Genomic DNA, 17,849 nt, shown 5'->3' on the forward strand with positions numbered 1-17,849 from the left:
AAGACCGTTTGAGGGCTTATCCATGCCAAGAAGACGCGTAGCAGCCAAGCGCGAAGTGCTTGACGATCCAAAATACGGAAGCCAAATTCTGGCCAAGTTCATGAACCACGTAATGGAAAGCGGCAAGAAAGCCGTTGCCGAGCGTATCGTTTATGGCGCGCTGGAAAAGGTTAAAGAACGCAAGAACAGCGACCCCCTGGAAATCTTCGAGAAAGCTCTCGACGCCATCGCTCCGCTGGTCGAAGTGAAGTCGCGCCGTGTAGGCGGTGCTACTTACCAGGTTCCGGTTGAAGTTCGTCCGTCCCGTCGTAACGCTCTGGCAATGCGCTGGTTGGTAGACTTCGCCCGTAAGCGCGGCGAGAAGTCTATGGCTCTGCGTTTGGCCGGCGAACTGTTGGACGCTGCTGAAGGTAAAGGTGCTGCTGTTAAGAAGCGTGAAGACGTGCACCGTATGGCTGAAGCTAACAAAGCTTTCTCGCACTACCGCTTCTAATTTTAGCTTCACTAATTTTGCGAGGGCTTTATGGCTCGTACTACTCCGATTAGCCGCTACCGTAACATCGGTATCGTCGCTCACGTGGATGCTGGTAAAACCACCACCACCGAGCGCGTGCTGTTTTACACCGGCAAAAGTCACAAAATGGGCGAGGTGCATGACGGCGCCGCGACCACAGACTGGATGGTTCAGGAGCAGGAGCGTGGTATTACCATTACTTCTGCTGCCATTACCGCCTTCTGGAAAGGTTCCGAGAAGCAGTACAAAGACGAGCATCGCTTCAACGTAATCGATACCCCGGGCCACGTGGACTTCACCATTGAAGTTGAACGTTCCCTGCGCGTACTCGACGGCGCTGTCGTTGTGTTCTGCGGTACTTCGGGTGTTGAGCCTCAGTCGGAAACCGTATGGCGTCAAGCCAACAAATACGGCGTGCCGCGTCTTGTTTACGTAAACAAGATGGACCGTGCTGGTGCCAACTTCCTGCGCGTGATCGGCCAGATCAAGCAGCGTCTGGGTCACACTCCGGTGCCGATCCAGTTGGCTATCGGTTCCGAAGATAACTTCCAGGGTCAGATTGATCTGATCAACATGGAAGCTGTCTACTGGAATGATGCCGACAAGGGCATGGTTCCTGTTCGTAAGCCTATCCCTGCTGAACTGCAGGAACTGGCTGATGAATGGCGCAATAACATGGTCGAGGCTGCTGCCGAAGCCAGCGAAGAGCTGATGAACAAATACCTCGAAGGTGAAGAACTCACCAACGCGGAAATCAAGGCCGCTCTGCGTCAGCGTACTATTGCTGGCGAGATCGTCCTGGCTGTTTGTGGTTCTTCGTTCAAGAACAAGGGCGTTCCCCTGGTTCTCGACGCCGTTATCGACTACCTGCCTGCTCCAACCGACATTCCTGCTATCAAGGGTACCAACCCTGATAACGAGGAAGAAGAGATGGAGCGTCACGCCGATGACAGCGAGCCGTTCTCGGCTCTGGCGTTCAAGATCGCTACCGACCCATTCGTGGGTACTTTGACCTTCGTCCGCGTTTACTCGGGCGTGTTGGCATCCGGCGACGGCGTGATCAACTCGGTTAAAGGTAAGAAAGAGCGCGTGGGCCGTATGGTGCAGATGCACGCAAACGCTCGCGAAGAGATCAAGGAAGTACGCGCTGGCGACATCGCGGCCCTGATCGGCATGAAGGACGTCACCACTGGTGAGACTTTGTGCGACGCTGCTAAGCCAATCATCCTGGTTCGCATGGACTTCCCGGAGCCGGTTATTTCGGTTGCCGTTGAGCCTAAGACCAAGGATGACCAGGAAAAAATGGGTATCGCTCTGGGCAAGCTTGCTCAGGAAGATCCATCTTTCCGCGTCAAGACTGATGAAGAGACTGGTCAAACGATCATCTCCGGCATGGGCGAGCTGCACCTGGACATCCTGGTAGACCGGATGCGCCGTGAGTTCAACGTCGAAGCCAACATCGGTAAGCCTCAGGTTTCCTATCGTGAGCGCATCACGAAGAACTGTGAAATCGAAGGCAAATTCGTTCGTCAGTCCGGCGGTCGTGGTCAATTCGGTCACTGCTGGATCCGTTTTGCTCCTGCTGACGAAGGTCAGGAAGGTCTGCAATTCGTGAACGAAGTAGTAGGTGGTGTTGTTCCTAAGGAATACATCCCTGCTATCCAGAAGGGTATCGAGGAGCAGATGAAGAACGGTGTTGTTGCCGGCTATCCGCTGATCGGCCTGAAAGCAACCGTTTTTGACGGTTCTTACCACGACGTCGACTCCAACGAGATGGCGTTTAAGGTGGCTGCTTCCATGGCAACCAAGCAACTGGCCCAGAAGGGCGGTGGTGAGTTGCTTGAGCCAATCATGGCGGTAGAAGTTGTTACACCTGAAGACTATATGGGTGATGTCATGGGCGACCTTAACCGTCGTCGCGGCATGATCTTGGGTATGGAAGATACGGTTTCCGGCAAAGTGATTCGCGCCGAGGTTCCGTTGGGCGAGATGTTCGGTTATGCGACCGACGTTCGTTCCATGTCTCAGGGTCGCGCAAGCTACTCTATGGAATTCAAAAAATACAACACAGCTCCGGCGCACATCGCTGAAACTGTATCCAAAAAACAAGGCTGATTCAGTCCTTTAGGCAAGGAGTTAATTGTCGTGGCTAAAGAAAAATTTGATCGTTCCCTACCGCACGTAAACGTTGGCACCATCGGCCACGTTGACCACGGTAAAACCACTCTGACCGCTGCTCTGACTCGCGTCTGCTCCGAAGTTTTCGGTTCGGCCGTAGTTGAATTCGACAAGATCGACAGCGCTCCAGAAGAAAAAGCTCGTGGTATCACCATCAACACCGCGCACGTTGAGTACAACTCGACTATTCGTCACTACGCTCACGTTGACTGCCCAGGTCACGCTGACTATGTGAAGAACATGATCACCGGTGCTGCCCAGATGGACGGCGCGATCCTGGTTTGCTCGGCCGCTGATGGTCCGATGCCACAAACCCGTGAGCACATCCTGCTGTCCCGTCAGGTAGGCGTTCCGTACATCGTGGTTTTCCTGAACAAGGCTGACCTGGTAGACGACGCTGAGCTGCTGGAACTGGTTGAGATGGAAGTGCGCGATCTGCTGAGCACTTACGACTTCCCAGGCGACGACACTCCGATCATCATCGGTTCTGCTCGTATGGCTCTGGAAGGCAAAGACGACAACGAAATGGGCACCACTGCCGTTCGTAAGCTGGTTGAAACTCTGGATACCTACATCCCAGAACCAGTTCGTCTGACCGACAAGCCGTTCCTGATGCCAATCGAAGACGTATTCTCGATCTCCGGTCGCGGTACTGTTGTGACTGGTCGTATCGAGCGCGGTATCGTTCGCGTTCAGGATCCACTGGAAATCGTTGGTCTGCGTGACACCACCGTCACCACCTGCACCGGTGTTGAAATGTTCCGTAAGCTGCTCGACGAAGGTCGTGCTGGCGAGAACTGCGGCGTTCTGCTGCGTGGTACCAAGCGTGACGACGTTGAGCGTGGCCAGGTTCTGGTTAAGCCAGGTTCGGTTAAGCCGCACACCAAGTTCACCGCAGAAGTTTACGTTCTGAGCAAGGAAGAAGGCGGTCGTCACACTCCGTTCTTCAAAGGCTACCGTCCACAGTTCTACTTCCGTACTACTGACGTGACCGGTAACTGCGAATTGCCAGAAGGCGTAGAAATGGTAATGCCAGGCGATAACATTCAAATGACTGTTACCCTGATCAAAACCATCGCTATGGAAGACGGTCTGCGCTTCGCTATCCGTGAAGGCGGCCGTACCGTTGGTGCTGGTGTTGTAGCTAAAATCATCGAGTAAGCTCTTTCTTGAGTTAGCTTGGATGTTTTGAAAAAGCCCCCGCTCAGCGGGGGCTTTTTTATTGGGTTGACACCTATCGGGGCCGTCTATAGAATTGCGCCTCCTTTTAACGGGCGTATTGCGCTCGGTGGGAATAGCAGCCGGAGTCTGAAATCCAATGCAAAATCAGCAAATCCGTATCAGGTTGAAGGCTTTTGACCATCGCCTGATCGACCAATCCACCCAGGAAATCGTGGAAACCGCGAAACGTACTGGTGCTCAAGTGCGTGGTCCAATTCCACTGCCTACCCGTAAAGAGCGGTTCACCGTTCTGGTCTCCCCGCACGTCAACAAAGACGCGCGTGACCAGTACGAGATCCGTACTCATAAGCGCGTACTGGACATCGTCCAGCCAACGGATAAAACCGTTGATGCACTTATGAAGCTCGATCTGGCGGCCGGTGTGGAAGTACAGATCAGCCTCGGCTAAGACTTGGGTCTTAGTCGTGTAACGCTCTGAAATGGGCGGCCATAGCGGGTGAAAGCCCCGTACACTCATGAGGTTTACAACATGACTATTGGTGTAGTCGGTCGTAAATGCGGTATGACCCGTATTTTCACCGAAGAAGGTGTCTCCATTCCGGTCACGGTCATTGAGATCGAGCCGAATCGCGTCACCCAGTTCAAAACTGAAGAAACCGATGGCTATCGTGCAGTGCAAGTCACTGTCGGCGAGCGTCGTGCTTCGCGCGTGACTGCTGCTCAAGCAGGTCACTTCGCAAAAGCAAACGTTGCAGCTGGTCGCACTGTTATGGAGTTCCGTCTTGAAGACGGCGACTACCAGGCTGGCGATCTGATCAACGCTGAAATCTTCGCCGCTGGTCAACTGGTTGATGTAACCGGTCAGTCCAAAGGTAAAGGCTTCCAGGGTACGATCAAGCGTTGGAATTTCCGTGGCCAAGACAACACTCACGGTAACTCCGTCTCCCACCGCGTCCCGGGCTCTATTGGCCAGTGCCAGACTCCTGGTCGTGTATTCAAGGGCAAGAAAATGTCCGGTCATATGGGCGCTGAGCGCGTGACCGTGCAGTCCCTCGAAGTAGTGCGCGTCGACGCTGAACGCAATCTGTTGTTGGTCAAGGGTGCTGTTCCTGGCGCTACTGGCGGCAACCTGGTTGTACGTCCAGCGGCCAAGGCTCGCGGTTAAGGGGAAGCTGACATGCAATTAAATGTAAATGACGCTCAAGCGATCGAAGTTTCCGAACTGACATTTGGCGGCGAATTCAACGAGACGCTGGTTCACCAAGCAGTCGTGGCCTACATGGCCGGCGGCCGTCAAGGTAGCAAGCAGCAAAAGACCCGTTCCGACGTTCGTGGTGGCGGTAAGCGCCCTTGGCGTCAGAAAGGTACTGGCCGTGCTCGTGCCGGTACTATCCGTAGCCCAATCTGGCGCGGCGGCGGTACCACTTTTGCAGCTCGTCCGCAGGATCACTCTCAGAAGCTCAACAAGAAGATGTATCGCGCAGCTCTGCGCTCCATCCTTGCTGAACTCGTGCGTACTGATCGCCTGGTCGTGGTTCAGGACTTCGCTGTTGAAAGTCCAAAAACCAAAGATCTGCTGGGCAAACTGAACAACATGAGCCTGACCGACGTTTTGATCGTGTCTGAAGCTGTTGATCAGAACCTGTACCTGGCTGCTCGCAACCTGCCACACGTTGATGTACGTGACGTGCAAGGTTCCGATCCAGTTAGTCTGATCGCATACGACAAGGTGTTGATCACCGTGTCGGCCGTGAAGAAATTCGAGGAGCTGCTGGGATGAACCAGGAACGCGTATTTAAAGTTCTGCTTGGCCCGCACGTTTCCGAAAAGGCTACGGTTCTGGCTGACAAGAAAGGCCAGTTCGTTTTCAAGGTTGCAACTGACGCAACCAAGCTGGAAATCAAGAAGGCCGTCGAAAGCCTGTTCAGCGTGAAAGTAGAGCGTGTTACTACCCTGAATGTTCTGGGTAAGAGCAAGCGCACTGCTCGCGGTCTGGGCAAGCGTAATGACTGGAAGAAGGCAGTTATCTCCCTTCAGCCAGGCCAAGATCTCGATTTCAGCAGCAGTGCTGAGTAAGGAAGGGGTGCATCATGGCAATCGTTAAATGCAAACCGACTTCCCCTGGCCGCCGTTTTGTGGTCAAGGTGGTCAACCAGGAGCTGCATAAAGGCGCTCCTCACGCACCGCTGCTCGAGAAGAAATCGAAGTCTGGTGGTCGTAACAACAATGGTCGTATTACCACTCGTCACATCGGTGGTGGCCATAAGCAGCATTATCGTCTGGTCGACTTCCGTCGCAACGACAAAGATGGCATCGCTGCCACTGTCGAGCGTATCGAATACGATCCAAACCGTACTGCTCACATCGCTCTGCTGCTTTACGCAGATGGCGAGCGTCGCTACATCATCGCCCCTAAAGGCGTGAGCGCTGGCGACCAGCTGATCGCAGGTGCTTTGGCACCGATCAAGCCGGGCAACGCTTTGCAGCTGCGTAACATTCCAGTTGGTAGCACCGTACACGGCATCGAATTGAAGCCAGGTAAAGGCGCGCAAATCGCTCGTTCCGCTGGTGCTTCGGCTCAGCTGATCGCTCGTGAAGGTGTCTACGTGACCCTGCGTCTGCGTTCTGGTGAGATGCGTAAAGTATTGGCTGAATGCCGTGCGACCCTGGGCGAAGTCTCGAACTCCGAGCACAGCCTGCGTTCGCTGGGTAAAGCTGGTGCCAAACGCTGGCGTGGCGTTCGCCCAACCGTTCGTGGTGTTGCCATGAACCCGGTTGACCACCCACACGGTGGTGGTGAAGGTCGTACCTCTGGTGGTCGTCATCCGGTATCGCCATGGGGCTTCCCGACTAAGGGCGCGAAGACTCGTGGTAATAAGCGTACCGACAAAATGATCGTCCGTCGTCGCAAGTAAATAGAGGGATACGACAGTGCCACGTTCTCTGAAAAAAGGTCCTTTTATTGATCTTCACCTACTGAAGAAGATCGAAGTGGCGGCGGAAAAGAACGATCGCAAACCAGTTAAGACCTGGTCGCGTCGTTCGATGATCCTGCCACAAATGGTCGGTTTGACCATCGCAGTACACAACGGTCGTCAACACGTCCCCGTTCTCGTTAACGAAGACATGGTCGGCCACAAACTAGGCGAGTTTGCCGGTACCCGCACTTATCGTGGGCACGTGGCAGACAAGAAAGCCAAGCGTTAAGGGGTAAGGAAATGGAAGTAGCCGCTAAGTTGTCGGGCGCTCGAATCTCCGCCCAGAAAGCCCGCTTGGTCGCCGACCAGATCCGCGGGAAGAAGGTGGGCGAAGCGCTCAACCTGTTGGCTTTCAGCAGTAAGAAAGCCGCCGAGATCATGAAGAAAGTGCTGGAGTCGGCCGTAGCCAACGCCGAGCATAACGAAGGCGCAGACGTTGATGACCTTAAAGTCAGCACCGTTTTCGTCAACGAAGGGCGTTCGCTGAAGCGCATCATGCCACGTGCCAAAGGCCGTGCTGATCGCATCGTCAAGCGGTCTTGCCATATCACTGTCAAGGTTGCTGACAAGTAACGGAGTCGAAGAGATGGGTCAGAAAGTACATCCCATTGGCATTCGCCTGGGAATCGTCAAGGAGCACACCTCCGTCTGGTACGCAGACGGTCGGACTTATGCGGACTACTTGTTCGCTGATCTGAAGGTGCGTGAGTATCTCCAAGACAAACTAAAAAGCGCGTCCGTAAGCCGTATCGATATCCATCGTCCGGCGCAAACTGCACGTATCACCATCCACACCGCTCGTCCAGGTATCGTTATCGGGAAGAAAGGTGAAGATGTTGAGAAACTGCGTCAGGACCTGACCAAGCAAATGGGTGTGCCTGTGCACATCAATATCGAAGAGATCCGCAAGCCGGAGCTCGACGGTATGCTGGTTGCGCAGAGCGTAGCTCAGCAGCTGGAGCGTCGCGTAATGTTCCGTCGCGCTATGAAGCGCGCCGTACAGAACGCCATGCGCATTGGTGCCAAAGGCATCAAAATCCAAGTGAGCGGTCGTCTCGGCGGTGCTGAAATCGCACGTACTGAATGGTATCGCGAAGGTCGTGTGCCACTGCACACCCTGCGTGCCGACATCGACTATGCCAACTACGAAGCTCACACCACTTACGGTGTGATCGGTGTAAAGGTTTGGATCTTCAAAGGCGAAGTAATTGGTGGTCGCCAAGAAGAACTGAAACCACAAGCACCAGCGCCTCGTAAAAAAGCTGCTAAGTAAGGGGTACGCCAAATGTTGCAACCTAAGCGTACGAAGTTCCGCAAGCAGATGACAGGCCACAACCGTGGTCTGGCTCAGCGCGGTAGCAAAGTCAGCTTCGGCGAGTTCGCGCTGAAGTCTGTAGCTCGTGGTCGTCTCACCGCTCGTCAGATCGAGTCAGCGCGTCGTGCTCTGACCCGTCACGTAAAACGTGGCGGCAAGATCTGGATCCGTGTATTCCCGGACAAGCCGATCTCCAAGAAGCCTCTCGAAGTGCGGATGGGTAAAGGTAAGGGTAACGTGGAATACTGGGTAGCCCAGATTCAGCCAGGCAAAGTCCTGTATGAAATCGAGGGTGTTTCTGAAGAGCTGGCGCGTGAGGCTTTCGCCCTGGCTGCTGCAAAGCTGCCGCTCGCCACCTCCTTTGTTAAACGGACGGTGATGTGATGAAAGCGAATGAACTTCGTGAAAAATCCGCACAGCAGCTGAACGAGCAACTGCTCGGCTTGCTGCGCGACCAGTTCAATCTGCGCATGCAGAAAGCAACTGGCCAGTTGGGGCAGTCTCATCTGCTCTCGCAAGTTAAGCGTGACATCGCTCGCGTGAAGACTGTGCTCAACCAGCAGGCAGGTAAGTGATCATGGCTGAAGCCGAAAAGACTGTCCGTACGCTGACTGGCCGTGTTGTCAGCGACAAGATGGACAAAACCATCACCGTTTTGATCGAGCGTCGCGTTAAGCACCCGATCTACGGTAAATATGTTAAGCGTTCGACTAAGCTGCACGCGCACGACGAAACCAATCAGTGCCACATCGGCGACAAAGTCACTATTCGTGAAACTCGTCCGCTGGCCAAGACCAAGTCTTGGGCGCTGGTTGATGTTCTCGAACGCGCTGTGGAAGTCTAAGGACTAGGGGTCGGAGAAATTATATGATTCAGACTCAATCCATGCTCGATGTGGCCGATAACAGCGGCGCTCGCCGTGTTATGTGCATCAAGGTGCTGGGTGGCTCCCATCGTCGTTACGCTGGTATCGGTGACATCATCAAAGTTACCGTGAAGGAAGCAATTCCTCGCGGTAAGGTGAAAAAAGGCCAAGTGATGACTGCTGTTGTAGTCCGCACTCGTCACGGCGTACGCCGTGCAGATGGCTCCATTATCCGCTTTGATGGCAACGCTGCTGTTCTTCTGAACAACAAGCAAGAGCCGATCGGCACCCGTATCTTTGGGCCAGTGACCCGTGAACTTCGTACTGAGAAGTTCATGAAGATCGTCTCGCTCGCCCCAGAAGTGCTGTAAGGAGATCCGACATGCAAAAGATTCGTCGTGACGACGAGATCATCGTGATCGCCGGCAAAGACAAAGGTAAGCGCGGTAAGGTGCTGAAGGTTCTCGCTGACGACCGTCTGGTCGTTGGTGGTTTGAACCTGGTCAAGCGTCATACCAAGCCTAACCCGATGTCGGGCGTACAGGGCGGTATCGTCGAGAAAGAAGCGCCATTGCACGCTTCTAACGTCGCCATCTTCAACGGCGAAACCAACAAGGCTGATCGTGTTGGTTTCAAAGTAGAAGACGGTAAGAAAATTCGTGTCTTCAAGTCGACCCAAAAAGCGGTTGATGCTTGAACACTGCTAGGTAGATAAGACCATGGCACGACTACAAGAGATTTACCGGAAGGAAATCGCCCCCAAGCTTAAGGAAGAACTTAAGCTCGGGAACGTGATGGAAGTTCCGCGCGTTACCAAAATCACCCTGAACATGGGTCTGGGCGAAGCGATCGGCGACAAAAAAGTCATCGAGCACGCTGTTGCTGACCTGGAAAAGATCACCGGCCAAAAAGTCGTCGTGACCTACGCTCGCAAATCCATCGCTGGCTTTAAAGTCCGTGAAGGTTGGCCGATCGGCGTCAAGGTAACTCTGCGCCGTGAGCGTATGTACGAATTCCTGGATCGTCTGCTGTCGATCTCCCTGCCTCGGGTCCGCGACTTCCGCGGCCTGAATGCCAAGTCCTTCGATGGTCGTGGTAACTACAGCATGGGCGTGAAAGAGCAGATCATCTTCCCGGAAATCGACTACGACAAGATCGATGCTCTCCGCGGTCTGGACATCACCCTGACCACCACTGCCAAGAACGATGATGAAGGTCGCGCCCTGCTGCGTGCTTTCAAATTCCCGTTCCGCAACTGATTGGAGTAGGACCATGGCCAAGATGAGCATGAAAAACCGCGAGCTGAAGCGTCAGCTCACGGTTGCCAAGTACGCCAAGAAGCGTGCAGCACTGAAAGCGATCATCGTTGATCTGAACGCAAGTCCAGAAGCGCGTTGGGAAGCTACAGTTGCCCTGCAGAAGCAGCCACGTGACGCAAGCGCTTCGCGCATGCGTAACCGCTGCCGCCTGACCGGTCGTCCACACGGCGTTTACCGCAAGTTCGGCCTCGGCCGTAACAAACTGCGTGAAGCGGCAATGCGTGGCGACGTACCAGGTCTGGTTAAAGCCAGCTGGTAAGTACTTTCAGAGTCCGGGCGATTGGTGTCGCAAGATACTGACCGCCGGTGACCTTGAATCTGGAACAAGCCCCTTTTGGGGCTTGTTTCATTTCCGGAGTGTGTCTAGAATACCCGGCTCGCCTGAGCCCGTGTTTTCTATGCTCGGAGATTCTCGGCGACATATGTAGCCGCAAGGCTAATTTTTTTGTATTAGGAGCGTCTAGCCCATGAGTATGCAGGACCCGTTAGCGGACATGCTAACTCGTATCCGTAATGCCCAGATGGCTGAAAAGTCCGTCGTAAGCATGCCATCTTCCAAGTTGAAGGTAGCTGTTGCCAAAGTCCTGAAAGACGAAGGCTACATTGCGGGTTATCAGATCAGCAGCGAAACCAAGCCACTGCTGTCCATCGAGCTGAAGTACTTCGAAGGCCGTTCGGTCATCGAGGAAGTGAAGCGCGTTAGCCGTCCAGGCCTGCGTCAGTACAAGTCCGCTGAAGATCTGCCGAAAGTTCGTGGCGGTCTGGGCGTGTCTATCGTCTCCACCAACAAAGGTGTGATGACGGATCGTGCTGCGCGCGCTGCCGGTGTCGGCGGCGAAGTTCTTTGCACTGTGTTCTAAGGGGGGATAAGCATGTCTCGCGTCGCTAAGAACCCCGTTAAGCTGCCAGCCGGTGTCGAAGTCAAATTCGCAGGCCAACAGCTTTCGGTGAAGGGTGCCAAGGGCACTCTTGAACTGAACATCCATTCGTCCGTTGAGATCGTTGAAGAGGCTGGTGAGCTGCGTTTCGCTGCTCGCAATGGCGATCAACAAACTCGCGCAATGGCCGGTACCACGCGTGCGTTGGTAAACAACATGGTCCAAGGCGTAAGCCAAGGCTTCGAGCGTAAGCTCCAGCTGGTCGGTGTTGGTTACAAAGCGCAAGCAAAAGGCACGGTTTTGAACCTGGCCCTTGGCTTCTCGCACCCAGTGGATTACGAACTGCCGGAAGGCATCACCGCTGAGACTCCTAGCCAGACCGATATCCTGATCAAGGGCATCGATAAGCAACTGGTAGGTCAAGTGGCTGCTGAGATCCGCGACTTCCGTCCACCAGAGCCGTACAAAGGCAAAGGTGTGCGCTACGCGGACGAAGTCGTCCGTCGTAAAGAAGCCAAGAAGAAGTAGGGCATAGCAAATGACCGACAAAAAAGTTACTCGACTGCGTCGCGCTCGCAAAGCACGCCTGAAAATGCACGAACTCGAAGTCGTGCGTCTCTGCGTGTTCCGCTCGTCGCAGCACATCTACGCCCAGGTCATCTCGGCCGACGGCAACAAAGTCCTGGCAAGCGCCTCGACTTTGGATAAAGAACTGCGTGATGGTGCCACTGGCAACATCGACGCGGCCACAAAGGTTGGCCAGCTGGTCGCTACGCGTGCTAAGGCCGCTGGCGTCTCGCAAGTGGCTTTCGACCGCTCTGGCTTCAAGTACCACGGCCGCGTTAAAGCGTTGGCTGATGCTGCTCGTGAAGCTGGGCTGGAGTTCTAAGTTATGTCAAATAACGACCAAAAGCGCGACGAAGGCTACATTGAGAAGCTGGTTCAAGTTAACCGCGTAGCCAAAACCGTTAAAGGCGGCCGTATCTTCACTTTCACCGCGTTGACCGTGGTTGGTGATGGTAAAGGGCGTGTTGGCTTCGGCCGTGGCAAGTCGCGTGAAGTGCCTGCTGCGATCCAGAAGGCAATGGAAGCTGCTCGTCGCAACATGATCCAAGTTGATCTGAACGGCACCACCCTGCAATACGCCATGAAGTCCGCCCATGGCGCTTCGAAGGTGTACATGCAGCCTGCTTCTGAAGGTACCGGTATCATCGCTGGCGGCGCTATGCGTGCGGTCCTCGAAGTTGCTGGCGTTCAGAACGTTCTGGCCAAGTGCTACGGCTCGACTAACCCGGTAAACGTGGTTCACGCCACTTTCAAAGGTTTGAAAGCTATGCAGTCCCCTGAATCCATTGCCGCCAAGCGTGGCAAAAGCGTCCAGGAGATTTTCTGATCATGGCTACCGTTAAAGTAACGCTGATCAAAAGCATGACCGGCCGCATCCCTAACCACAAACTGTGTGTTAAGGGTCTGGGTCTGCGTCGCATCGGTCACACTGTAGAAGTCCAGGATACTCCCGAGAATCGCGGGATGATCAACAAGGCTTACTACATGCTGCGTGTCGAGGGTTAATCGATGAAACTCAATGATCTGAGTCCAGCGCCGGGTTCCCGTCGCGAAAAGCATCGTCCGGGCCGTGGTATCGGTAGCGGTTTGGGTAAGACTGGTGGCCGTGGCCACAAAGGTCAAACCTCCCGCTCCGGTGGCACCATCGCTCCAGGCTTTGAAGGCGGTCAACAGCCGCTGCATCGTCGCCTGCCTAAGTTCGGTTTCGTATCCCTGAAAGCTATGGATCGCGCAGAAGTGCGTCTGTCCGAGCTGGCTAAAGTGGAAGGCGACATCGTTACTCTGCAGACCCTGAAAGATGCCAACGTGATCAACGTCAACGTACAGCGTGTGAAAATCATGCTGTCCGGTGAAGTGACTCGCGCTGTCACTATCGGCAAGGGAATCGGCGCCACCAAAGGTGCGCGTTCGGCTATCGAAGCAGCTGGCGGCAAGTTCGAGGAATAAATGGCTAAGCAAGGTGCTCTCTCAGCGCTCGGCAAAGGCGGTATGTCTGAACTCTGGGCTCGTCTGCGTTTTCTGTTCCTGGCGATTATCGTCTACCGAATAGGCGCACACATCCCGGTTCCAGGTATCAACCCGGACCGACTCGCAGACCTGTTTCGACAGAATGAGGGGACCATTCTTAGCTTGTTCAACATGTTTTCCGGCGGCGCGCTGGAACGGATGAGCATCTTTGCGCTGGGGATCATGCCGTATATTTCGGCATCGATCATCATGCAACTGATGACCGCCGTCAGCCCGCAGCTGGAGCAGTTGAAGAAGGAAGGTGAAGCTGGCCGTCGCAAGATTAGCCAGTACACCCGCTACGGCACTGTTATCCTTGCCCTTGTTCAAGCTATCGGCATGTCCGTTGGCCTGGCGGGGCAGGGTGTTGCGTTCACTGGTGACTTTGGCTTCCATTTCGTTGCGGTATCCACTTTTGTGGCTGGCGCAATGTTCATGATGTGGCTGGGTGAGCAGATTACTGAGCGTGGTGTTGGTAACGGTATCTCGATGTTGATTTTCGCAGGTATCGTCGCCGGTCTTCCGAGAGCGATTGGGCAGTCTTTCGAGTCTGCACGTCAGGGTGATATCAATATCTTCGCCTTGGTTGCCATCGGTTTGCTGGCAGTAGCGATTATCGGTTTTGTGGTGTTCATTGAGCGTGGTCAGCGTCGTATTGCTGTTCACTACGCCAAGCGTCAGCAGGGCCGTAAGGTCTTTGCTGCGCAGACCAGCCACTTGCCGCTGAAAGTGAATATGGCCGGTGTTATTCCGGCAATTTTCGCGAGCAGCATTCTGCTGTTTCCGGCTTCGTTGGGTACCTGGTTTGGTCAGTCTGAAAATATGGGCTGGCTACAGGACCTCTCTCAGTCGATCGCTCCTGGTCAGCCGTTGAATATTCTGCTGTTTAGTGCAGGGATTATTTTCTTCTGCTTCTTCTATACGGCGTTGATGTTCAATCCGAAAGACGTAGCGGAAAACCTGAAGAAGTCCGGTGCCTTTATTCCGGGCATTCGTCCAGGTGAGCAGTCTGCGCGCTACATTGATGGCGTTTTGACTCGCTTGACCCTGTTCGGTGCTCTATATATGACGGCCGTGTGCCTGTTGCCCCAGTTCCTGGTGGTTGCAGCAAACGTTCCGTTCTACCTTGGCGGGACCTCGTTGCTGATCGTGGTCGTGGTTGTGATGGACTTCATGTCCCAAGTACAATCGCACCTCGTTTCGCACCAGTACGAATCCCTGATGAAGAAAGCCAACCTGAAGGGTTACGGCAGCGGCATGTTGCGCTGAGTACCCATAAGGTTCGAGGAGTTGGTGATGAAAGTTCGTGCATCGGTGAAAAAGCTGTGCCGTAACTGCAAGATTATTCGCCGCGAAGGTGTTGTTCGAGTAATTTGCAGCGCGGAACCGCGTCACAAACAGCGCCAAGGCTGAGTGTGATCCGCTTGAAGCCCGGCAGCTAGTGCGCTGCCGGGTTGATTATTTGTTATTACAGCGATATTATCTCGCGCCCTATTTCTTGGCTTCCGGGGCGTAGGTAGCTGTCAATTGGAGTCCCACTGAATGGCCCGTATTGCAGGCGTTAACATTCCAGATAACAAGCACACTGTTATCTCGCTGACCTACATCTATGGTGTTGGTCGCACTACTGCGCAGAAAATTTGCGCAGTTGCTGGGGTAAACCCAGCCGCTAAGATCAAGGATCTGAGCGACGAGCAGATTGAATTGCTGCGTGGCGAAGTGGCGAAGTTCACCACTGAAGGTGACCTGCGTCGCGAAATCAACATGAAAATCAAGCGTTTGATGGACCTCGGTTGCTATCGCGGTCTGCGTCATCGTCGTGGTCTTCCAGTACGCGGTCAGCGTACCAAGACTAACGCGCGTACCCGTAAAGGTCCGCGTAAGCCGATCCGCAAGTAATCGCCCCAGCGAATCGACAGGAAAATTATCATGGCAAAACCTGCTGCTCGTCCTCGTAAAAAAGTTAAAAAGACAGTGGTTGATGGCATCGCCCACATCCATGCTTCTTTTAACAACACCATCGTGACCATCACCGACCGTCAAGGTAACGCGCTTTCTTGGGCTACCTCCGGTGGTTCGGGTTTCCGCGGTTCCCGCAAGTCCACCCCGTTTGCTGCTCAAGTAGCTGCTGAACGTGCTGGTCAAGCTGCGCTGGAATACGGCCTGAAAAACCTCGACGTTAACGTCAAAGGTCCAGGTCCGGGTCGTGAGTCTGCTGTCCGTGCTTTGAACGGCTGTGGCTATAAGATCGCCAGCATCACCGACGTGACGCCAATCCCGCACAACGGGTGCCGTCCGCCGAAGAAGCGCCGCGTGTAATCCAGGAGATTGTAAAGAATGGCTCGTTACATTGGTCCAAAATGCAAACTCGCTCGTCGCGAGGGCACCGATCTCTTCCTGAAGAGCGGCGTGCGCGCGATCGAATCGAAGTGCAACATCGAAGCAGCACCTGGCATCCACGGCCAACGCCGCGGTCGCCAGTCCGATTACGGCACCCAACTGCGTGAAAAGCAGAAGGTCCGTCGTATCTACGGCGTTCTCGAGCGTCAGTTCAGCGGCTACTACAAAGAAGCTGCTGGCAAGAAAGGTGCAACCGGTGAAAACCTGCTGCAACTGCTCGAATGCCGTCTGGACAACGTTGTATACCGTATGGGCTTTGGTTCGACTCGTGCCGAATCCCGTCAGCTGGTATCGCACAAGTCGATCAGCGTTAACGGTCAGACCGTAAACGTTCCGTCTTACCAGGTTCGTGCTGGTGACGTGGTCGCAGTTCGCGAGAAAGCTAAAAACCAACTTCGCATTGTCCAAGCTCTCGATCTGTGTGCCCAACGTGGCCGCGTAGAATGGGTAGAAGTAGACACTGAGAAGAAGTCGGGCGTTTTCAAGAACGTTCCAGCTCGCAGTGATCTGTCCGCCGACATCAACGAAAGCCTGATTGTCGAGCTCTACTCCAAGTAAGGGCTAGAAAATAGGTGCATCCATGCAGATTTCGGTAAATGAGTTCCTGACACCCCGCCATATTGATGTGCAGGTTGTCAGTCCAACCCGCGCCAAGATCACTCTCGAGCCTCTCGAGCGTGGTTTTGGCCACACCCTGGGCAACGCGCTGCGCCGCATCCTGTTGTCCTCAATGCCCGGCTGTGCAGTAGTCGAGGCCGAGATTGACGGTGTGCTCCACGAGTACAGCGCCATCGAAGGTGTACAGGAAGACGTAATTGAAATCCTGTTGAACCTTAAAGGTCTGGCTATCAAGCTGCACGGCCGTGACGAAGTTACGCTGACCTTGTCGAAGAAGGGTTCGGGGGTGGTTACCGCTGCCGATATTCAGCTGGATCATGATGTCGAGATCGTTAACCCCGATCACGTAATCGCTAACCTGGCGTCTAACGGCGCCCTGAACATGAAGCTCACCGTAGCTCGTGGTCGTGGTTATGAACCGGCCGACTCGCGTCAGAGCGATGAAGACGAAAGCCGCAGCATTGGTCGCTTGCAGCTTGACTCTTCGTTCAGCCCGGTTCGCCGTATCGCATACGTGGTGGAAAACGCCCGTGTCGAGCAGCGTACTAACCTGGACAAGCTGGTTATTGATCTGGAAACCAACGGTACCCTGGATCCTGAAGAGGCTATCCGCCGCGCTGCAACCATTCTGCAACAGCAGTTGGCTGCGTTCGTCGACCTCAAAGGTGACAGCGAACCAGTGGTAATCGAGCAGGAAGACGAGATCGATCCGATCCTGCTTCGCCCGGTTGACGATCTGGAACTGACTGTACGTTCGGCTAACTGCCTTAAGGCGGAAAACATTTACTACATCGGCGACCTGATTCAGCGTACCGAAGTAGAACTGTTGAAGACTCCGAACCTGGGCAAGAAATCCTTGACTGAAATCAAGGACGTTCTGGCCTCCCGCGGTCTGTCCCTCGGCATGCGCCTCGACAACTGGCCGCCTGCAAGTCTTAAGAAGGACGACAAGGCGACTGCCTGATCGTCGTAATCACCGAACGTGAGTTTGGTAAGGAATGAACCATGCGTCATCGTAAAAGTGGTCGTCACCTGAGCCGTACCAGCTCGCACCGCAAGGCCATGTTCCAAAACATGGCGGTGTCGCTGTTCGAGCACGAGCTGATCAAAACTACACTGCCGAAAGCTAAAGAACTGCGTCGCGTTGCTGAGCCGCTGATCACTTTGGCTAAGACAGACAGCCTGGCTAACCGCCGTCTGGCTTTCGACCGTACTCGTTCGAAAGCTATCGTTGGTAAGCTCTTCAACGACCTGGGCAAGCGCTACGCTACCCGTGAGGGTGGCTACCTGCGCATCCTCAAGTGCGGTTTCCGCGCTGGCGACAACGCGCCTATGGCGTACGTCGAGTTGGTTGATCGTGCTACTGCTGGCGAAGCTGTAAGCGCCGAGTAAGACGACAGTCTGTAACGAAGAACCGGGCCTTGCCCGGTTTTTTGTGGGCGTGATAAAAGCGCGAATGTACAAGCTTCCTCCAGCAGCGCTTGGCACTATCGTATCGGAACTTGTTGGTAGTTATTTTCTATTGATGT

At 54.4% G+C, this 17,849-nt stretch carries 31 protein-coding genes; all 31 read left to right on the plus strand.

Translation table 11 applies throughout. From position 1 onward, the window contains the following. Positions 1-22: 22 nt before the first annotated feature. On the plus strand, positions 23-493 hold the full coding sequence (gene rpsG / locus OSC50_RS01730) for a 30S ribosomal protein S7 (protein WP_002555493.1): 471 nt from the start codon (positions 23-25) through the stop codon (positions 491-493). A gap of 30 nt (positions 494-523) precedes the next feature. Next, positions 524-2,629: an elongation factor G gene (fusA, locus tag OSC50_RS01735; protein WP_065909927.1), complete on the plus strand. Its 2,106-nt coding sequence runs from the start codon at positions 524-526 to the stop codon at positions 2,627-2,629. A gap of 30 nt (positions 2,630-2,659) precedes the next feature. Beyond that, entirely contained in the window at positions 2,660-3,853 is a 1,194-nt protein-coding gene (gene tuf, locus OSC50_RS01740) for an elongation factor Tu (RefSeq protein ID WP_008374172.1), read from the plus strand. A 157-nt stretch (positions 3,854-4,010) separates the two neighbouring features. Then, on the plus strand, positions 4,011-4,322 hold the full coding sequence (gene rpsJ / locus OSC50_RS01745; protein ID WP_003186070.1) for a 30S ribosomal protein S10: 312 nt from the start codon (positions 4,011-4,013) through the stop codon (positions 4,320-4,322). 81 nt (positions 4,323-4,403) lie between these two features. After that, positions 4,404-5,039: a 50S ribosomal protein L3 gene (rplC, locus tag OSC50_RS01750; protein WP_003194649.1), complete on the plus strand. Its 636-nt coding sequence runs from the start codon at positions 4,404-4,406 to the stop codon at positions 5,037-5,039. A gap of 12 nt (positions 5,040-5,051) precedes the next feature. Beyond that, positions 5,052-5,654, plus strand: a complete 603-nt coding sequence (gene rplD, locus OSC50_RS01755; protein ID WP_003176424.1) for a 50S ribosomal protein L4 — start codon at positions 5,052-5,054, stop codon at positions 5,652-5,654. Further along, a complete protein-coding gene (gene rplW, locus OSC50_RS01760) occupies positions 5,651-5,950 on the plus strand; it encodes a 50S ribosomal protein L23 (protein WP_002555488.1) in 300 nt (99 codons plus the stop codon). Before rplD ends, rplW begins: the two co-directional genes overlap by 4 nt. 14 nt (positions 5,951-5,964) lie before the next feature. After that, the gene (gene rplB / locus OSC50_RS01765) at positions 5,965-6,789 is read left to right on the plus strand and encodes a 50S ribosomal protein L2 (protein ID WP_003186055.1); all 825 of its coding nucleotides are present in this window, start codon (positions 5,965-5,967) and stop codon (positions 6,787-6,789) included. 16 nt (positions 6,790-6,805) lie between these two features. Next, on the plus strand, positions 6,806-7,081 hold the full coding sequence (gene rpsS, locus OSC50_RS01770) for a 30S ribosomal protein S19 (RefSeq protein WP_002555486.1): 276 nt from the start codon (positions 6,806-6,808) through the stop codon (positions 7,079-7,081). 11 nt (positions 7,082-7,092) lie between these two features. Next, the gene (gene rplV, locus OSC50_RS01775) at positions 7,093-7,425 is read left to right on the plus strand and encodes a 50S ribosomal protein L22 (protein ID WP_003103908.1); all 333 of its coding nucleotides are present in this window, start codon (positions 7,093-7,095) and stop codon (positions 7,423-7,425) included. A 13-nt stretch (positions 7,426-7,438) separates the two neighbouring features. Continuing rightward, positions 7,439-8,125 (plus strand): 30S ribosomal protein S3, encoded by a 687-nt coding sequence (gene rpsC, locus OSC50_RS01780; protein WP_003176422.1) that lies wholly within the window; start codon positions 7,439-7,441, stop codon positions 8,123-8,125. Between the two features lie 12 nt (positions 8,126-8,137). Then, positions 8,138-8,551, plus strand: a complete 414-nt coding sequence (rplP, locus tag OSC50_RS01785; protein WP_003176421.1) for a 50S ribosomal protein L16 — start codon at positions 8,138-8,140, stop codon at positions 8,549-8,551. Then, positions 8,551-8,742, plus strand: coding sequence for a 50S ribosomal protein L29 (gene rpmC, locus OSC50_RS01790; RefSeq protein ID WP_002555481.1), 192 nt, complete (start codon positions 8,551-8,553; stop codon positions 8,740-8,742). The genes rplP and rpmC overlap by 1 nt, the downstream gene beginning before the upstream one ends. 2 nt (positions 8,743-8,744) lie before the next feature. Then, positions 8,745-9,011 carry a 30S ribosomal protein S17 gene (rpsQ, locus tag OSC50_RS01795; protein ID WP_003176419.1) on the plus strand — a complete coding sequence of 89 codons (267 nt, stop codon included), beginning with the start codon at positions 8,745-8,747 and terminating at the stop codon, positions 9,009-9,011. A gap of 23 nt (positions 9,012-9,034) precedes the next feature. After that, on the plus strand, positions 9,035-9,403 hold the full coding sequence (gene rplN, locus OSC50_RS01800) for a 50S ribosomal protein L14 (protein ID WP_002555479.1): 369 nt from the start codon (positions 9,035-9,037) through the stop codon (positions 9,401-9,403). A gap of 11 nt (positions 9,404-9,414) precedes the next feature. After that, positions 9,415-9,729 (plus strand): 50S ribosomal protein L24, encoded by a 315-nt coding sequence (gene rplX, locus OSC50_RS01805; protein WP_007896770.1) that lies wholly within the window; start codon positions 9,415-9,417, stop codon positions 9,727-9,729. Between the two features lie 22 nt (positions 9,730-9,751). Further along, the gene (gene rplE / locus OSC50_RS01810; RefSeq protein ID WP_003194642.1) at positions 9,752-10,291 is read left to right on the plus strand and encodes a 50S ribosomal protein L5; all 540 of its coding nucleotides are present in this window, start codon (positions 9,752-9,754) and stop codon (positions 10,289-10,291) included. Between the two features lie 13 nt (positions 10,292-10,304). After that, entirely contained in the window at positions 10,305-10,610 is a 306-nt protein-coding gene (gene rpsN / locus OSC50_RS01815) for a 30S ribosomal protein S14 (RefSeq protein ID WP_003176414.1), read from the plus strand. 208 nt (positions 10,611-10,818) lie between these two features. After that, the gene (gene rpsH / locus OSC50_RS01820) at positions 10,819-11,211 is read left to right on the plus strand and encodes a 30S ribosomal protein S8 (protein ID WP_010566853.1); all 393 of its coding nucleotides are present in this window, start codon (positions 10,819-10,821) and stop codon (positions 11,209-11,211) included. Between the two features lie 12 nt (positions 11,212-11,223). After that, entirely contained in the window at positions 11,224-11,757 is a 534-nt protein-coding gene (gene rplF, locus OSC50_RS01825; protein ID WP_003176412.1) for a 50S ribosomal protein L6, read from the plus strand. Positions 11,758-11,767: 10 nt separating this feature from the next. Further along, entirely contained in the window at positions 11,768-12,118 is a 351-nt protein-coding gene (gene rplR / locus OSC50_RS01830) for a 50S ribosomal protein L18 (RefSeq protein WP_003186037.1), read from the plus strand. 3 nt (positions 12,119-12,121) lie between these two features. Continuing rightward, on the plus strand, positions 12,122-12,622 hold the full coding sequence (gene rpsE, locus OSC50_RS01835; RefSeq protein WP_010566852.1) for a 30S ribosomal protein S5: 501 nt from the start codon (positions 12,122-12,124) through the stop codon (positions 12,620-12,622). A gap of 2 nt (positions 12,623-12,624) precedes the next feature. Then, a complete protein-coding gene (gene rpmD / locus OSC50_RS01840; RefSeq protein ID WP_003176408.1) occupies positions 12,625-12,801 on the plus strand; it encodes a 50S ribosomal protein L30 in 177 nt (58 codons plus the stop codon). A 3-nt stretch (positions 12,802-12,804) separates the two neighbouring features. After that, positions 12,805-13,242: a 50S ribosomal protein L15 gene (gene rplO, locus OSC50_RS01845; RefSeq protein ID WP_016969471.1), complete on the plus strand. Its 438-nt coding sequence runs from the start codon at positions 12,805-12,807 to the stop codon at positions 13,240-13,242. Then, complete coding sequence (secY, locus tag OSC50_RS01850) at positions 13,243-14,571, plus strand: preprotein translocase subunit SecY (RefSeq protein WP_003176406.1); 1,329 nt, start codon at positions 13,243-13,245, stop codon at positions 14,569-14,571. A gap of 27 nt (positions 14,572-14,598) precedes the next feature. Beyond that, positions 14,599-14,715 carry a 50S ribosomal protein L36 gene (gene rpmJ / locus OSC50_RS01855; RefSeq protein WP_002555468.1) on the plus strand — a complete coding sequence of 39 codons (117 nt, stop codon included), beginning with the start codon at positions 14,599-14,601 and terminating at the stop codon, positions 14,713-14,715. Between the two features lie 129 nt (positions 14,716-14,844). Continuing rightward, positions 14,845-15,201 carry a 30S ribosomal protein S13 gene (gene rpsM / locus OSC50_RS01860; protein WP_024077676.1) on the plus strand — a complete coding sequence of 119 codons (357 nt, stop codon included), beginning with the start codon at positions 14,845-14,847 and terminating at the stop codon, positions 15,199-15,201. Between the two features lie 30 nt (positions 15,202-15,231). Then, a complete protein-coding gene (rpsK, locus tag OSC50_RS01865; protein WP_002555466.1) occupies positions 15,232-15,621 on the plus strand; it encodes a 30S ribosomal protein S11 in 390 nt (129 codons plus the stop codon). Between the two features lie 18 nt (positions 15,622-15,639). Next, entirely contained in the window at positions 15,640-16,260 is a 621-nt protein-coding gene (gene rpsD, locus OSC50_RS01870; RefSeq protein ID WP_003176404.1) for a 30S ribosomal protein S4, read from the plus strand. A 22-nt stretch (positions 16,261-16,282) separates the two neighbouring features. Next, positions 16,283-17,284 carry a DNA-directed RNA polymerase subunit alpha gene (locus tag OSC50_RS01875; protein WP_003176403.1) on the plus strand — a complete coding sequence of 334 codons (1,002 nt, stop codon included), beginning with the start codon at positions 16,283-16,285 and terminating at the stop codon, positions 17,282-17,284. Positions 17,285-17,325: 41 nt separating this feature from the next. Continuing rightward, complete coding sequence (rplQ, locus tag OSC50_RS01880) at positions 17,326-17,712, plus strand: 50S ribosomal protein L17 (protein WP_003176402.1); 387 nt, start codon at positions 17,326-17,328, stop codon at positions 17,710-17,712. The last annotated feature ends 137 nt before the right edge of the window (positions 17,713-17,849 follow it).

The organism is Pseudomonas quebecensis (assembly GCF_026410085.1).
Taxonomy (GTDB): Bacteria; Pseudomonadota; Gammaproteobacteria; order Pseudomonadales; family Pseudomonadaceae; genus Aquipseudomonas; species Aquipseudomonas quebecensis.

What these genes read in the sequence shown, in the direction of transcription:
- rpsG (WP_002555493.1), top strand. Translation starts at nt 23, where the DNA reads ATGCCAAGAAGACGCGTAGCAGCCAAGCGCGAAGTGCTTGACGATCCA.
- fusA (WP_065909927.1), top strand. Translation starts at nt 524, where the DNA reads ATGGCTCGTACTACTCCGATTAGCCGCTACCGTAACATCGGTATCGTC.
- rpsJ (WP_003186070.1), top strand. Translation starts at nt 4,011, where the DNA reads ATGCAAAATCAGCAAATCCGTATCAGGTTGAAGGCTTTTGACCATCGC.
- rplC (WP_003194649.1), top strand. Translation starts at nt 4,404, where the DNA reads ATGACTATTGGTGTAGTCGGTCGTAAATGCGGTATGACCCGTATTTTC.
- rplD (WP_003176424.1), top strand. Translation starts at nt 5,052, where the DNA reads ATGCAATTAAATGTAAATGACGCTCAAGCGATCGAAGTTTCCGAACTG.
- rplW (WP_002555488.1), top strand. Translation starts at nt 5,651, where the DNA reads ATGAACCAGGAACGCGTATTTAAAGTTCTGCTTGGCCCGCACGTTTCC.
- rplB (WP_003186055.1), top strand. Translation starts at nt 5,965, where the DNA reads ATGGCAATCGTTAAATGCAAACCGACTTCCCCTGGCCGCCGTTTTGTG.
- rplV (WP_003103908.1), top strand. Translation starts at nt 7,093, where the DNA reads ATGGAAGTAGCCGCTAAGTTGTCGGGCGCTCGAATCTCCGCCCAGAAA.
- rpsC (WP_003176422.1), top strand. Translation starts at nt 7,439, where the DNA reads ATGGGTCAGAAAGTACATCCCATTGGCATTCGCCTGGGAATCGTCAAG.
- rplP (WP_003176421.1), top strand. Translation starts at nt 8,138, where the DNA reads ATGTTGCAACCTAAGCGTACGAAGTTCCGCAAGCAGATGACAGGCCAC.
- rpmC (WP_002555481.1), top strand. Translation starts at nt 8,551, where the DNA reads ATGAAAGCGAATGAACTTCGTGAAAAATCCGCACAGCAGCTGAACGAG.
- rpsQ (WP_003176419.1), top strand. Translation starts at nt 8,745, where the DNA reads ATGGCTGAAGCCGAAAAGACTGTCCGTACGCTGACTGGCCGTGTTGTC.
- rplN (WP_002555479.1), top strand. Translation starts at nt 9,035, where the DNA reads ATGATTCAGACTCAATCCATGCTCGATGTGGCCGATAACAGCGGCGCT.
- rplX (WP_007896770.1), top strand. Translation starts at nt 9,415, where the DNA reads ATGCAAAAGATTCGTCGTGACGACGAGATCATCGTGATCGCCGGCAAA.
- rplE (WP_003194642.1), top strand. Translation starts at nt 9,752, where the DNA reads ATGGCACGACTACAAGAGATTTACCGGAAGGAAATCGCCCCCAAGCTT.
- rpsN (WP_003176414.1), top strand. Translation starts at nt 10,305, where the DNA reads ATGGCCAAGATGAGCATGAAAAACCGCGAGCTGAAGCGTCAGCTCACG.
- rpsH (WP_010566853.1), top strand. Translation starts at nt 10,819, where the DNA reads ATGAGTATGCAGGACCCGTTAGCGGACATGCTAACTCGTATCCGTAAT.
- rplF (WP_003176412.1), top strand. Translation starts at nt 11,224, where the DNA reads ATGTCTCGCGTCGCTAAGAACCCCGTTAAGCTGCCAGCCGGTGTCGAA.
- rplR (WP_003186037.1), top strand. Translation starts at nt 11,768, where the DNA reads ATGACCGACAAAAAAGTTACTCGACTGCGTCGCGCTCGCAAAGCACGC.
- rpsE (WP_010566852.1), top strand. Translation starts at nt 12,122, where the DNA reads ATGTCAAATAACGACCAAAAGCGCGACGAAGGCTACATTGAGAAGCTG.
- rpmD (WP_003176408.1), top strand. Translation starts at nt 12,625, where the DNA reads ATGGCTACCGTTAAAGTAACGCTGATCAAAAGCATGACCGGCCGCATC.
- rplO (WP_016969471.1), top strand. Translation starts at nt 12,805, where the DNA reads ATGAAACTCAATGATCTGAGTCCAGCGCCGGGTTCCCGTCGCGAAAAG.
- secY (WP_003176406.1), top strand. Translation starts at nt 13,243, where the DNA reads ATGGCTAAGCAAGGTGCTCTCTCAGCGCTCGGCAAAGGCGGTATGTCT.
- rpmJ (WP_002555468.1), top strand. Translation starts at nt 14,599, where the DNA reads ATGAAAGTTCGTGCATCGGTGAAAAAGCTGTGCCGTAACTGCAAGATT.
- rpsM (WP_024077676.1), top strand. Translation starts at nt 14,845, where the DNA reads ATGGCCCGTATTGCAGGCGTTAACATTCCAGATAACAAGCACACTGTT.
- rpsK (WP_002555466.1), top strand. Translation starts at nt 15,232, where the DNA reads ATGGCAAAACCTGCTGCTCGTCCTCGTAAAAAAGTTAAAAAGACAGTG.
- rpsD (WP_003176404.1), top strand. Translation starts at nt 15,640, where the DNA reads ATGGCTCGTTACATTGGTCCAAAATGCAAACTCGCTCGTCGCGAGGGC.
- OSC50_RS01875 (WP_003176403.1), top strand. Translation starts at nt 16,283, where the DNA reads ATGCAGATTTCGGTAAATGAGTTCCTGACACCCCGCCATATTGATGTG.
- rplQ (WP_003176402.1), top strand. Translation starts at nt 17,326, where the DNA reads ATGCGTCATCGTAAAAGTGGTCGTCACCTGAGCCGTACCAGCTCGCAC.